8 protein-coding genes and 1 pseudogene are annotated in these 13,314 nt (G+C 49.9%); 6 read left to right on the forward strand and 3 right to left on the reverse strand.

The window, feature by feature from the left end; genetic code table 11:
- Window positions 1-402: 402 nt before the first annotated feature.
- Window positions 403-1,644 carry a phage integrase N-terminal domain-containing protein gene (locus IGW03_RS31305; protein WP_194726379.1) on the forward strand — a complete coding sequence of 414 codons (1,242 nt, stop codon included), beginning with the start codon at window positions 403-405 and terminating at the stop codon, window positions 1,642-1,644.
- A gap of 317 nt (window positions 1,645-1,961) precedes the next feature.
- Here the strand turns inward: IGW03_RS31305 and IGW03_RS39120 are convergent, their stop codons facing one another.
- Entirely contained in the window at window positions 1,962-2,573 is a 612-nt protein-coding gene (locus IGW03_RS39120; RefSeq protein WP_194726380.1) for a TonB-dependent receptor plug domain-containing protein, read from the reverse strand.
- Between IGW03_RS39120 and IGW03_RS39400 the strand changes: the two are divergent.
- Window positions 2,553-2,693: pseudogene (locus IGW03_RS39400) on the forward strand (DsbC family protein); the annotation flags it as partial. The gene IGW03_RS39120 and the pseudogene IGW03_RS39400 overlap by 21 nt on opposite strands.
- Before the next feature lie 1,475 nt (window positions 2,694-4,168).
- On the opposite strand, the gene IGW03_RS31325 reads toward IGW03_RS39400, so the two are convergent.
- Both IGW03_RS31325 and IGW03_RS31330 read right to left on the reverse strand, forming a co-directional pair.
- Window positions 4,169-5,704 (reverse strand): replication initiation protein, encoded by a 1,536-nt coding sequence (locus IGW03_RS31325; RefSeq protein ID WP_194726382.1) that lies wholly within the window; start codon window positions 5,702-5,704, stop codon window positions 4,169-4,171.
- On the reverse strand, window positions 5,650-5,859 hold the full coding sequence (locus IGW03_RS31330) for a hypothetical protein (RefSeq protein WP_194726383.1): 210 nt from the start codon (window positions 5,857-5,859) through the stop codon (window positions 5,650-5,652). Before IGW03_RS31330 ends, IGW03_RS31325 begins: the two co-directional genes overlap by 55 nt.
- Before the next feature lie 1,740 nt (window positions 5,860-7,599).
- Between IGW03_RS31330 and IGW03_RS31335 the strand changes: the two genes are divergently transcribed.
- The 4 genes from IGW03_RS31335 (at window position 7,600) to IGW03_RS31350 (ending at window position 11,305) form a co-directional block, all read left to right on the forward strand.
- Complete coding sequence (locus tag IGW03_RS31335; protein ID WP_194726384.1) at window positions 7,600-8,679, forward strand: ParA family protein; 1,080 nt, start codon at window positions 7,600-7,602, stop codon at window positions 8,677-8,679.
- A 110-nt stretch (window positions 8,680-8,789) separates the two neighbouring features.
- A complete protein-coding gene (locus IGW03_RS31340) occupies window positions 8,790-9,728 on the forward strand; it encodes a ParB/RepB/Spo0J family partition protein (RefSeq protein ID WP_194726385.1) in 939 nt (312 codons plus the stop codon).
- A gap of 722 nt (window positions 9,729-10,450) precedes the next feature.
- Complete coding sequence (locus tag IGW03_RS31345; protein WP_194726386.1) at window positions 10,451-10,675, forward strand: hypothetical protein; 225 nt, start codon at window positions 10,451-10,453, stop codon at window positions 10,673-10,675.
- A gap of 9 nt (window positions 10,676-10,684) precedes the next feature.
- Window positions 10,685-11,305: an RNA-guided endonuclease InsQ/TnpB family protein gene (locus IGW03_RS31350; protein WP_194726387.1), complete on the forward strand. Its 621-nt coding sequence runs from the start codon at window positions 10,685-10,687 to the stop codon at window positions 11,303-11,305.
- Window positions 11,306-13,314: the final 2,009 nt, after the last annotated feature.

A 13,314-nucleotide genomic window follows, 5' to 3' on the forward strand; every position in this document is an offset into this window, starting at 1 on the left:
TCCAGGCATTGAGACCTGGCCGGCACCCATCAGACTCTTCGCAGGGAATCCTGTGTTCACAACAACTTAGAGGGTGATTGCGCCACCCATACCGGTCCCAAGCGGACTGGATGCGCAACGGGAGAAACTCCGTGAATGTTCGGCGCCTGACGGCGGTAGGTCAGGTAATCACTAACCGTAAGGTGGTGACGTGTTGTTGTAGTGAGCAAGAAGGTGCAACGACACGAAATCAGGATACTTAAGACGGGTCCTTCTCCCCGCTTGTTTTAGAAAGATCGACAACGTACGACCCCTTACGCACCTTCAACCAGGCAGCTTCAACGACGCGCGAATACGTGGTCACTCAGGCTCTCTGGTTGAAGGTGGCGTAGTGATATTTGACTAATTGAATGGGAGAACGAAATGGAACACTGGCGTAGCGAATTGAGCGAACTACTTTCGGAGTTTCTCAGAAACAACGGCAACGTCGCGTCGGAGCGAACGAAGGATGCAACAGCAGAGGCGGTGAATGCCTTTATGAAGGTGTTGCACGAGTCGGGATATAAGGTCCAAAAGCTGAGCAATGTAGGAGACCGCCATATCACCGCGGTTGTACGCGAATGGTTCCTAAACCGCGGCTTGCGGCCGAAGACGATCCAAAACTACGTCTCCCGGCTAAAGGTGGTGTTCGCACAGATGGGTAAGCCTAATCTAGTGCGGTCCTGGCAAGACTATCTTCCAGAGGTACCTGCGGAACAGTTGGTAATCAAGACTGCAGCGGAGAAGAGCAAAGGTTTCACTGCTAACGGCGTTGACGTTGCCAGCTGCATCGCGGCGGCTGACAGAGCAAACGAAAGGTTTGGCTTGATGCTCCGATTGGAACTGGCGTTTGGCCTACGCAGAGAAGAGGTTCTTCATTGCCGGCCATGGATTGCGGACCGCGGAAGCGATTTACGGGTCTATCCCAGCGAAGGTAAAAACGGACGTCCGCGTGATATACCGATTGAGTATGAACATCAAAGGCAGATTCTGGAATATGTGAAGTCCAAGATTGGCAAGACCAAGCATCTTGGATGGGACTACGATGGCAACGGTAAACCGGCCAACATCAAGAAGAACTTGAAACGCTATTCTGACCTCGCCCGCCGAATTGGTGCGACGAAAGAGAACCTAGGGGTTACGCTCCATGGATTGCGCGCGCAGTTCGCAGAAAATCAGGCGCTTTTCAAAGAGTTCGTTCCCACGACTTTGGGCGGGACCACGTCAAATCTCCCAAAGGACGAACTGAAATTCCGGCAAACAGAAGTTTCGCTCATGCTTGGTCATGGCCGCGACACCGTCACAGCTGCATATTACGGACCGCTCATTCGCAAACAAAGCAGTGATGAGCAGGCTCGCTTCAGAGCGGTGATCGCTGAAGGGGTTCTTGCATTACAAACGCAAGCAGCAGATGAACGCCCTCCAAAAGAATACATGACCGACGTGCTTGTGTTGACAGAGCTGTTGGCCTCCGAGGACAACGTGGAAATCTCGTTAGCCAAGGTGTATCAATTATGGAAGATTCATAGCTCCCGGTTCGCATTGGAGTGGGCTCCATTGGAGTCGGGAATACGGCAAGCATTAGAGGCCGCTGCAATCCACGTCGCTAAAAGGCTGCCGGCGTAACAGGCACCACGTTAACGCCATTTGTTCACACCTTGAAAGGAGAAAATATGCCGATCTATCAACCGTCCAAAAACCCAAACCCTACTTCGATAGAGGAATGCCAAGATCATATCCATATACGCGTCCCGGTCACCACACAATACTATGTTGCCATTGGCCGTGATGGACATGTACGGGCGACGACTCCGACAGATTACTACGGCGAGGTGAACTGTTGAGTCTGCTACATTCTTGCCTGCTAGTCTGAGTAATCCTGGTAGGAGCGGAACGCTATCGAGATAGCCAGATGTGGTTCGGTATGCTAAACCACATCTGTATCAATGCTTGGAGGTAGAACGCACGTGGGGCCATAGGTAAGTCATTCGGTATGGTTCCAGGTGCGCTCTCAAGTCGAACGTCTTATACTCCGCAACCGGCGGTCGGGAGTCGCCGGCAGAGCGTGCTCGATTTGCCACCCAAGTAAGTTGGGAGTTCAGCTGCCGGCCATACGCGACTGCCCACGACGCTCGGAGATAGACTTGGTCTCTTGGCGCGAATCCAAGGTCGCTTCGAGTTCCCGCTATTCGATCCCGCAAAGTCTGAGCGTCTTCATCTAACACGCGCTTGTGGCCGTTGGTCGTTCCGACATTCAGGTACGCGGCGATATCTACACCGCCCGCTTTTCCCCATGCTGAACCCATGCATTTCGTGACTCGAATGATCCAGCACCGGACGCCCACCTTCGTTCTGCCAATCTCACTCGAAGTTTTTGTGATGATATCAATAACACCAGCCAGTGCATCAGCACCGTATAATGCCGATCCTGGTCCACGAATGATTTCAATGCGTGCGATGTTCTCCGACGGCAGCCCGCCCCAAATCGTTCCATTATTGCCTTGGAACAGGGTCGTCATTGAGATCCGAACTGCGGCTACTGCAAGAAGCTGCATTCGGAACGGGGGCAGTTGAACAACGTCACGGTGTACACATTCCTGTACCCGATTCTCTCCCCTGACTCCACTGCCAATTCGAAAGCAATCTGGTGCTCCGCAAACAAGACAAAAGCGTAGAATGACTACATGGCCTCGGGCAAAGAGCCGGTTGCGAAGAGCGACTGCGAAACCCCGATCGAACGTAACAGGGCCCTTGCGCAAAAGCTGCGTATCAATGGGACTCCAGGCATCTTCTTTACCTCCAATAAACGCACTCCAGGCTATGCCCCTGCGTCCGAGATTAAAAGATGCTGGTTAGCTCGAAATGATCAATGCCGTACTCGTGTTCGAAGGTAAGGGGAAGTTTGTACTGTAAGTGCTGTTTTCCGCCGCTGCTCGAGAGGGCGGGCGGCGCCTCCCTCGCCTTCAAGCCGGCCACTTTGAGGGGGTAGAAATCTCCTAACCTCTTACCTAGAAAAACGGTTTACCTGGAGAATTCGCGAATTTAAGAGTGCGGCCAGACTGCCTCCCCTATTTCCCCTGTAAGTGCCTGATTTCAAACGAATGTGGCAGTTCAAATTGGAACGATAACGTTCCGTATAAGCGTTGTTTGAACACTGATTTGCAACTTCGATGCCGGTTTTTTATTGCAAAAACATAAATTTATTGCAAGGATGCCATCAAGAGGTCCCCAGCCCTTCTTCTGCGATCTGTGACCGTTTTAAGCTAACAAATCCATATCCGAGGAACGCTACAGCGAGCCCAAGACCGAACAGAAGGTTCATCTCGATCGGCCAACTCACCAAGGTCGACACCTGCTCTCCGGGGCAAAGATACGAGAGAAGAAAATAGACCGATCCGAATAACATTGCGGAAGCGAGATACTTACTCGAGCGGGGTTGTGTGGCTTTTGGTTCTAGATTCATAAGAGTCGCCGACATGATGTTGCCCTCCTCTTCAGTTGGTGAAAGCCAACGATAAAAGATTGGCACCTCTGCTCATTATGCAAGCTTAAAAATAACGCAACTAAATTGATTGAGAGAGATACCGCATTTCCCCCAGACAAGAGAAGCGGTAAGTGCGCTTATTTCACAGCAGTATAGGAGAGACACGCGCCTTCTTTGTGATTCCACTAGCACGCTTGAAAAGGTGCAAACCACTTCCCAGTGGCTCAACGAAGGATCTATCTAGGATAGTCTCAGTCTCGTAATTACGCGGTCATGCTGCCGGTGCGCTTTTTCACGTAAGTGCTTGTTTTTGCACGACGCCATGTGTAAAAAATTGCAAAAACGGGACCCAAAACTGCATGTTTTTTACACCAGTAAGCCGGCTTATTTCATGCTATAACGGCATTTGAGGGTGGTGAACCTTACTCTCCAATATGCGGCTTTTTGAGGTGAAAATGCCATATCCGGCGAATGACGTAGCGAGCCCTATACCGAGCACAGGGTTCATTCAATGCGGCCAAGTGACCGCTGTCGGCACATGTTCTCCCGAGCATAGATACGAGAAAAGAAATACATCGCGCTGAACACCAATGTCGATAGATACGATGACTCGCACCATGTTTGCCTGTAGAGCACTTAGCGACAAGTGACATGGAATATCTAAAGTTATCGGCTTACTCTTGCTCGCTCTTTTGCAGGCGTAGCACCTTTCGTCTGCGCTTCTTGAAGAGACATAAAGTAGTCAGCGAACTGGCTACGAATTATTGGGGCCTGTTCCCCTTGCTTATCGAAGCTCTTTCTCATGGGTGGTACTGCGGCAATGGTGGTTCGGAACGCTTCCCGAATTTCGTCCTTGCGCTCCTCCGAAAGTGCATCAAATGCGCTAAATGCAGCGTTAATACGTGCTGCAATCTCGGCATTACGCGCCGCCTCTTCCGCCTCTTTTGCTTCCGCGGCTTTTTTCGTTACCTGCTTGCGGCGCGTCTCAGCCTTCTTGCTTTCCTCCTGAGCGATTAGAGTAGTGTGCCATCCTTCCTGTATAGCCTTGCGATACAGAGCACCGTAATTCGGGTTGCTCTTACCTTTTTGAACCTCTTGTTCACCATACTGATTGGCTCGCTCAATACACTTCTCGATCTCTTCTGGAGAACGCATCTCAAGATACTTCTGTTGCGTGACCAGGTCGATTGGAACTTTGGCGAAGCGAAACGCTAGATTCTCTATCTCGTCAAATGGAATAATGCTCTGCTGTTTGGCTTCCACCAGGAACCGCAATCCGATAACCTTGCGACCTCGTTTTTCATATTCGACCTCTACCTTCAAATCCGAAACATCTGAATTATTAATGGTCTTAACTGGCCCCGCGATAGCGAGTCGGTTCAGATCGCGAAACTCTTTATATTCGTGCTCTTCAATTCCCATGTACTTTCTGAAGGAAGCCAGATCGAAATATGGGGTTTTACGGACGCCACGATAGTCGCGACAAAGTTTATAAATGATTGCTTCATACTTGCCACTGAAGGCGTTGAAAATCTGCCAGTTCAACAACTGGAAAATCGCTCGTGGCTCATCCAGCCCCTTTACCACATCAATAATGAAACTGGGGAACTTGAAACCGATCCGCGTAGCGTGCACTTCCCACTCAGTGATGAAACCCGTTCCCCGTTTCGCAGTACCACCGTCTTTGCTTAAGAAGTTGTACGCGATCGTCTGATTTTTCAGCGCTTCCAGATCGTCCCAGAGTTCCTTCTTGTTGGGCACATAACCAATAGCTTTCGCGATTTCGGCCATAGGCATATACCGCCAGTCTCCCTCTTCAGCAGGGATGTTGGCATCATATTGGCGTTTGTATTCGCGTAACAGCAAAATCCAATACTTGTATTGAAGTAAAGAAATGCGATGTTCGATGTGGATAAGTGCCTGTGGCGTCTTTATCTGCAAACCATCACTGGCTTTTGATGATCCCCGTTTTGGCATCGCTGTGTGCCCATAAAATTTTTGTCGATATGCAATGCTACCTTGGATGGTGGATAAGTCAACCTGTTTTGACATCCACTTATGTGCGGTGTCTTTGCTATCAATATGAATCAGCTCTTCACCTTTATGTGACAGCGCTGCTATTAGGAGGGGGCTTTTGTCCACGATATCTAAAACAGATTTTTTTGCGTGGTCTTGATATAGGAAGGGGTTTTTATCCACCATTGATCATTTGACGCCTGGCTGTCACCATTTTTCCAGCCAAATTTGGAGGGGGGGTTTTTATCCACCATTGAGATCGTGAAGACCCGGGGGTTTTTATCCACAATACGTTCCGAACTTGGAATTCCAACCACATTCACACCAAAACGCGAGCGCATGTAGGCTCGACAGAGTGCCGATGGAGGGGGTTTTTATCCACGATTATAGCTATTTCTTAGGGGGTTTTTATCCATCATAGGCATCAGTGTACAGGGGGTTTTCCTCCACCATACAAGCATTGTCACCAAGGGGTTTTCCTCCACCATGGGAGTTCTGGACTAGGAGGGGGAATTTATCCACCATTCAAAGCATGTGAACACATGGAAACCAAAGGGCACAATTCTAGGTTCGAGTCTTTGAAGGTCGGTTTGGAAGGGGTTTTTATCCACCATCATGCCTTCAAACGCAGGGGGTTTTCCTCCACCATAGTCCTATCGTTTCAATTCAAAATAGAAACCCTTAGGGAAAATTTATTTTTAGACAACATCATCTCTCGGTCTTATTGCTTGTGTTTGTATTTCACAACTAATTAGGCTCCTGTGAACTAAAAGACCATCCCATACGCTCAGCAAAAGAAGAATACGTCTGAAATTCCTTCGTAGCCTCAGATCTAGGTAAGTTTGCCAGCGATCAGTACACTTATGCCGTTAAATCCTGGTGTATTTTCGTGAGCATTCAAAGAGGGGGTTTTCCTCCACCATTGCCAAGTTTTCATCCACATTAGGAGGGGGTTTTCCTCCACCATTGCAAGTTTACATCCACATAGACGGGGGGAAAATCTCCACCGTAGCCGGGGGATTTGCTCCACCGAAAAGGGGGTTTTTCTCCACCATATTCGGGCCAAAGGGTTGTAACATAAGGCCCAACCCGCCTTGTAAACATTAAAGGTTGTAAACGTAAACAAAGCAGCAGGAAATAGGAGATCCGCAAGTAACGCTGCTGCTTTCTTTTTGATTGATCTCCCCTTCCCCTTTATGATGTCGATGGTGGTACCTACCATATTCATTGCACCAGATAAAACTCTTGTAACACTATTTCTCGTTGGTGGACTTATATGTCGACCTATCGAAACGGGAATGTCATCATGCCTTTTGTGCCGCCCAGTGTGGAGCGCTTTTTTGCTTGTTACTTGTTCGCTTGCTAACACGGTTCATCAATCCGCAGATCTATTCGATTTGAATGCGAGTTCATTGTTGGACAGTTATGAGTTTTCCCAGTAAGCCTATGGATCGTCAAGTCAGGATGTCGCACGCCAGGTGTGGAAAGGCGAGATAGTTCTTCGCTATTTTCCACCAGTAGATCAATCACTCACGAAGTTCGGTTAGCTCGCTGTGCTTGCGCCGCGTTATCCATCTTACGCGCTGTTCTGCATTGCAACGCCACCCCTCGTCACCTTGCGAATAAATTTGCAGCAGGTTCCCCAGTTCTACCGACAGCCTGCCAGATATGTGCGTAGTCGTAGCCTGTGTCTATGCAGATGCTTTGTGGCGGGACCACCAGCAAATTGTGGTGCTTCGAACGCGTGATTCAGGTCAGGAAACGGTAGCATGCGGTCATACAAAGAGTTTTTGAAAGCCTTCAAGTGAGGCAGTTGGGCTAGTGCGGTGGTCCATCATAGCCAAGCTTAAGCTAAGCAAACCTTCTGGTATTGAACTGCATGCGTATGCAGGACTGTGCCAGGCCGCTTCGTTGGATAGACGCCTTATTCACAGGATGAAGCCGTACGCGACCTTATCATTTAGATTCTTCCTTTGTTGCCAGATGCGAGGATATTTGTGAGATTCGAGCGAAAATCCTTGCATGGAATAAAACTGCTGGTATGATTCTCACTAACAATAAAACCATCCAACGAGGATCTCTTGACCACAAAAACATTCAAGGCTCAGGCAGTTGCAACCTTACTAGGAACTAGTGGCGACACAGTTCGGAGGGATGTTAACGACGCTGGTATTGCCGTACTGCGGCAAGACACAGCGATCAAGACACGCATCTTCTCAATTGAAAACATCTTCGAACTAGCTGACTACCGCGCTAAGAAAGCAACAAAGAAGCGGACTAAGAAGGCAGTAACGTTGACCGTCTATGCACCTAAAGGTGGAGTTGGAAAAACCACGACAGCTGCCAATCTGGCTTGCCTCTTCGCACTTGCTGGCCTTAAGACGTTGGTTATTGATCTCGATTTTCAGAGCAATCTGACTTTGAGCTTTGGGTATGACAGTGAACTATCCCTGGAAGAAGCAGCAGAGGCTAACCTACCTGCAGACCGCTGTATTGAATATCATTTCGGGCATCTGTTCCCAAATTGGCCGGGTGGTTCGGTCAGTTTGGATAAAGTGGTCAAGAAACCGTACGGTGAACACGGGCCTCACTTGATACCTAGTGACGTTACGTTGGACCGTCTGGACACCATGCTGACCTATGAAGCGCTTGAAGGGCGCAATGCGGAGACGGCGATCAACAAGCTACTGAAGGATGCCCGCAATGGCAAGCTTAAAGACATTGACCTAAGCGGCTACGACATCATTATGTTTGACGCTGCACCTGCGAAGAATCGAATGACTCGTGGCGCCCTCCTCGCTAGCGACTATGTACTGGCACCTATTAGTTTGGAGAAGTTCAGCACGAAGGCGATTTCTTACCTGTCCAGTGTATTAACCGAGATGGACGAGCAGTATAGTCGGTGCCCCGAACTGATCATTGTTGGTAACTTTTTTGATCAGAACCGACCAAGGGTACTCAACCAGTTGTCAACGATTCGCAAAGCGTATGAGAACTGCTGGCTTGAGGCAAGCATTAGACGCAGTGAGGACTTCCCGAAGATGCTTTCCTCAGATGAGTACGAGCTGCCGCTGTGCCTTTCGAAGGCGACAAGTATCGGGGCAAACGACCTGCGAGTTGTATCTGAGGTTTTAATGAAGAGAATGGGAGTGATGGAGTAATGGTTAAGAAGAGTACATCTGACAAAGACTTTATATCCCAACTCCGCAATAGGGGTGGAAACAACCCAAATGAGGGGGGCAGCGATTCGGTTTCGGCCGCGAAGCCCGTCATGAAATTGAATCTGCCTCCTAGCGGCCCAAAGATTTCCACCGATGAACTCTATGAGAACGAAGAGAAGAAGGAGCACGGTGTTGAAGCACCTAACGCCAACATTGATACGTATGTAAGCACGCTTTCGGGAGCAGATGCCGTACGCAAGATTCCTATCAACTTGATCGAAGACAGCCCTTATCAGCCACGGCTGACCTACGACCCGATTGGGTTAGATGCACTTGGAGAGTCGCTGAACGCAAGTGGCCAGGTTGAAGCTATCACTGTCAGGAAGAAAGGTGACAAGTACGAGCTTCTAGGCGGACATCGAAGAACAAGAGCAGCAAGAAACATTGGGTGGGGCGAAATCGAAGCGCGTATCGTCGATTGCGACGATAACCAAGCTGAAAAGATTGCGCTTCTTCAAAATGAAGCAAGGGTAGATCTAAGCGAGTACGAACGGGCGAAGGTTTACCAGCGAGCGCAGGAGCGGGGCTTTGCGAACACCCAAACCGAAATAGCTAAGATGTTCGGCTGCCACCAAAGCACCGTATCGAATTGTTTGAAGCTCCTAACGCTTCCACAGGAAATACGTATCAGGTTAGAGGATAAGCCGTCATTATTTGGTTCCAAGACCGCGAAAGTCATGCTCGAACTTTTAAATGAGCATCCCTCAGAATTGCCGCTCATTTTGGAATTTATAGGTCGACTAGAGAACGATGCGGAAGCGAGCAGCCTTAAACAATGGTTTCTGGGAAAAATAGCTAGTCGTGCTCGTCGCAAGAAGGACAAGGCAATCGTCACTGGAAAAAGTGGCAAGACCCTGTTCTCTACGACAGTAGCCAATGGCAAAATCCAGATCACCTTAGGTGCTGGCATTTCTGTCGATGAGGACACAGTTCAGCGCTGGATTCTTGCGGCATTGCGAGAGAGAGTAGATCAAATAGAAGCTAGTTGATTCAAAACACAGAAGCCTGCAGAAGCAGGCTTTTTTATTGAAAATTATGCGCGTGCATAAGAAATCGTAAGTTATTGAATATATTGGAGAAATTAAATCCAGTCCAAAAATAATAAGGTTAAGTAATTGATTTTAAAAGAAAAATTTGCGCGCATACTTTTGTCTTGTCTAAGGCGGTACAGCTATGTGATGGATTGCTACCCAGAATTATGCGCGCACATAAAAATCGGTAACTCATTGATTTAAATAAGGAAACCTGCAAGGGAAATGATTTGAGAAAAGTAAGTCACTGATTTTAAAGTGATATTTGGTGCGGTCTTTCTCAATCTCTAGCTCGATTTCGTCTTGCTGTGGAATTCCTATACTTTAGTACCCCGTAGTCTAGCTGATGCTTACTCAGAGCCGATATTATCGGCTCTTCACCAGATGCCAGAGAGGCACCGCCGCGTAGGGCGGTGATGGATAGGGCGCAAGGCGTAGCCTCGCATCGACCATTGTGAACCTTACTTAAGCAATGTGCATTTCCACAACATGAAGCGCTGCACCAAACAACACGTCCGCACTCCTCCCGGTTCTGCCTGAAAGACCGGCATGCCAAGGTCTTGGGCGCCATGTCGCGGGCAGTCAACCTCGTCTGGAATTCCGTCACGAACTATCGATGAAGGTGCTCGATCGCGAGCAGCTGCAGAAGAATACGTGACGAGGCGTGTGCAGCATAAAAAATGGCGCCGTCCTGGCACAAATCGTCCGGCACACGCCGCTCGCTGGGCTGGATACCATTCAAGGCGCGGTCGGCCAAATACAAGCAAGGCAAGATCTCTTTTCAGGGTCATGCCCTGTCTATCTGGGACAGTTACGGCCTGTCTGGCTACGAGCTTGGCGCTGGCAATATTAGTGAAGATGCGGCTGGGCACTGGTATATCAATATCTGTGCTATGCCTAAGTAGGTGCCGCAAGTGCAGTTGCTACTGTTCCCCGATTCCGTGGGTGCCGATCTTGGATTGAAGGACTTCGCTGCGATCAGCGACGGAGCGGTTATTGAAGCGCAGAATTACTACCGGAGGATGGAAGACAAACTGGCGATTGCCCAGCGCGCTGGCAAGAAGGATCGGGTCAAGGCCATCCATGCCAGGATTTGCGCGCGCAGGAGGGACTTTCATCATCAATTGAACACTCGGCTGGTCAACAGCTATGGTGCAATCTTCGTAGGCAATGTGAATGCTCAGGCATTGTCGCAAACCGGCATGGCGAAATCTGTGCTGGATGCTGGCTGGAGCGCGTTCCGAACCATGCTGCTGTATAAGGGCGCTCGCACCGGCGTGTGGGTCGAGGAAGTCGACGAAGCATATTCAACCCAGACCTGTAGCGTGTGTGAAAGCCGCACTGGCCCGCGTGGTCAGGAAGGTCGTGGAGTAAGGGAGTGGACTTGCGGCGAATGCAATACAACACATCATCGTGATGTGAATGCGGCTTGCAACATTCTCGCGGCGGGACGTCGTCGTCAGCAGCAGGAATCTCCATCCTTACCGCGCAAGCGGCAGCCGAAGGCTGAGGGCGGAGAGGACGTCAACAAGTAGGTTAGAGATTGAACGTCTCCATCCATTTACCTACGATGGCACAACCAATTGCGTAAAGCTAACGCAGAGCCTAACGCATGTGACAGTGCGCGAAGGCGCACATCTACAGAAGCCTAAGCCGTCTTCCGGATCGCTGCCCATAGCAGTACATGTTTGAAGGTGAAGGGCCGACAACCGGCCTTCTAGCTCTATTCCTATCTTGTTGAGCGTGTCCATAATGAGCCATTTTGCGTGTGCTTACACAGCCGATTCTGAGTCACTGTTTGGCAGCGTTGCCGATGACGGCGCCTTTCTTCTCTCTACGTTGGGTTAGATACCGGTTTATCCTCACTTTGTGTGACGGCCCTGAAAAATCACTCCCGGTGCAACAGTCGGGAACGTAACAGAGGCAGGCTTGCTCGACCATACATTTGTCGTTTGATCATCTTCAGTCCCTTGATATGTTCCTCGGTAATGCTGTGCTATAGATAGTCGTCAACGCGGCGTCCACAGCAGCGTAGTCATGCTCTTCAGAGGCTTCAAGAGGCAAGTGAGAACAGTGCCGTCCCACTACTTCGTAGGTCTATTTAGCAGCAAAAGAGAAGACGCTCGATGGCATTGCCGATAGATTCTTCAGTATATGCCAGCGATCTGCCACCAGGGCCTGCGGTGCTCGCTGGAACATGGTATCGGCATTCGCATTGGCGCGATCATAGGCTTCCGTACAAACTTGATTCTGTGTTCTCACCTAGACCGCTACGGTCGGCGTAGCCTAGTCAGGTAACAAGTCAACTGGCGCTCGGTGGTCCAAGTCGGCCTCAATCGTGCCGTCATGGTGTCCGCGGCAAAAGCTCGTTATCGATTCCGATATGCTGCGCAGAGGCGTCTACTGATAGAGTTTTCTCGTGAGTGTCTATGCGTTTGAGAGCACGTGTACTCGTCTCGTCAGTGATGATCATGCAAGGGTGACTGGAAATGCGTGATCCTGCAGCAACTCCCAAAGCCAGACCGACGTGCCAAAGGACGGCCTATGAGGCGTTGATAAGGATTGACAAGTAGCGGTGCTACGGGAAACGTTTGGCGGGCAAAGGTGGAAGTACGGCATTGAAAGCGTTGCACTTCGACAGTCAGATGCACTAGTTGCCCGGTGCATGGCAAGTCTAGTAAGTGGCGCCAAATGCCGCCCATGGACGAAGGTAGCGAGGTCGTGGAACGATGCGCATGCGCCGCGGGAAGTGCGGAAGATCCAGTACCTCCCTGATGCTGATGTGCAGTGGATGGCATCCACGTCGGAAGACAACAAAGTCACATTGCATTCGCTGTCTGGGGTGTCTCGAACCGGACTACTGCATCTTCCCCGATGGCCGTCTTGCAGGTCTACATGGACTGCTGCTACCGGCGAATCTAGCCGGTATAGCCGAGTGCCCTGAGTTTCCGCATCATTGCCTGCAACGGAATCCATTCTGGACGGGCTTTGTCGACGCGCTTGGTGATGTAAGCTTTGAGCGCGTCGAGCTTGGGTGGACCGCTATCGCGCATGTTTGCGCGGCATCTCGGGCGAACCCAACTAACGGACAACCGTGGTACTTGAGATGTCCAGCTGGCGGGCTATCCTGGCGCTCCGAGAGGCCTAAGCCTTGAGTCCATGAATCACCATCCATTTTTTTGTGTAACGCTCGGATCTCGCGCAAAAAGATCAGCTTTACTAAAGAGTGGCGCAGATTTACTGCGAGCGCAACAGCGTGAAAGATTAGCAATTAAGGAGAGTAAAGAACTGCGTAGATTTGAGCATGCAAAGATAGCTATTCTTACTGAAAGACCCGTTCATAATTTCTTTACTTAAGTACAGACTATGGGGACACGGTAGAACAATGTAAAACCTTTCTCCTAGACCTCAGGTCACGAGTTAATGTCAATTGTTGGGGATGACACTGTCGGGTCAAGCGGCGATTTTCTTGGCGTCTTCCGGCATTCCGTCTTTGAACTCAACGCCGGCAATGACCTCTGCCAAACGTTGTGCTCCTTTGAGT

It is taken from the genome of Noviherbaspirillum malthae (assembly GCF_015352985.1).
GTDB lineage: Bacteria > Pseudomonadota > Gammaproteobacteria > Burkholderiales > Burkholderiaceae_D > Noviherbaspirillum > Noviherbaspirillum malthae.

Excerpts from the sequence above, each read along its gene's own strand:
- IGW03_RS31345 (WP_194726386.1), top strand. The coding sequence starts at position 10,451 with ATGGCGCCGTCCTGGCACAAATCGTCCGGCACACGCCGCTCGCTGGGC.
- IGW03_RS31340 (WP_194726385.1), top strand. The coding sequence starts at position 8,790 with ATGAAATTGAATCTGCCTCCTAGCGGCCCAAAGATTTCCACCGATGAA.
- IGW03_RS31305 (WP_194726379.1), top strand. The coding sequence starts at position 403 with ATGGAACACTGGCGTAGCGAATTGAGCGAACTACTTTCGGAGTTTCTC.
- IGW03_RS31325 (WP_194726382.1), bottom strand. The coding sequence starts at position 5,704 with ATGGTGGATAAAAACCCCTTCCTATATCAAGACCACGCAAAAAAATCT.
- IGW03_RS31330 (WP_194726383.1), bottom strand. The coding sequence starts at position 5,859 with ATGCGCTCGCGTTTTGGTGTGAATGTGGTTGGAATTCCAAGTTCGGAA.
- IGW03_RS39120 (WP_194726380.1), bottom strand. The coding sequence starts at position 2,573 with ATGCAGCTTCTTGCAGTAGCCGCAGTTCGGATCTCAATGACGACCCTG.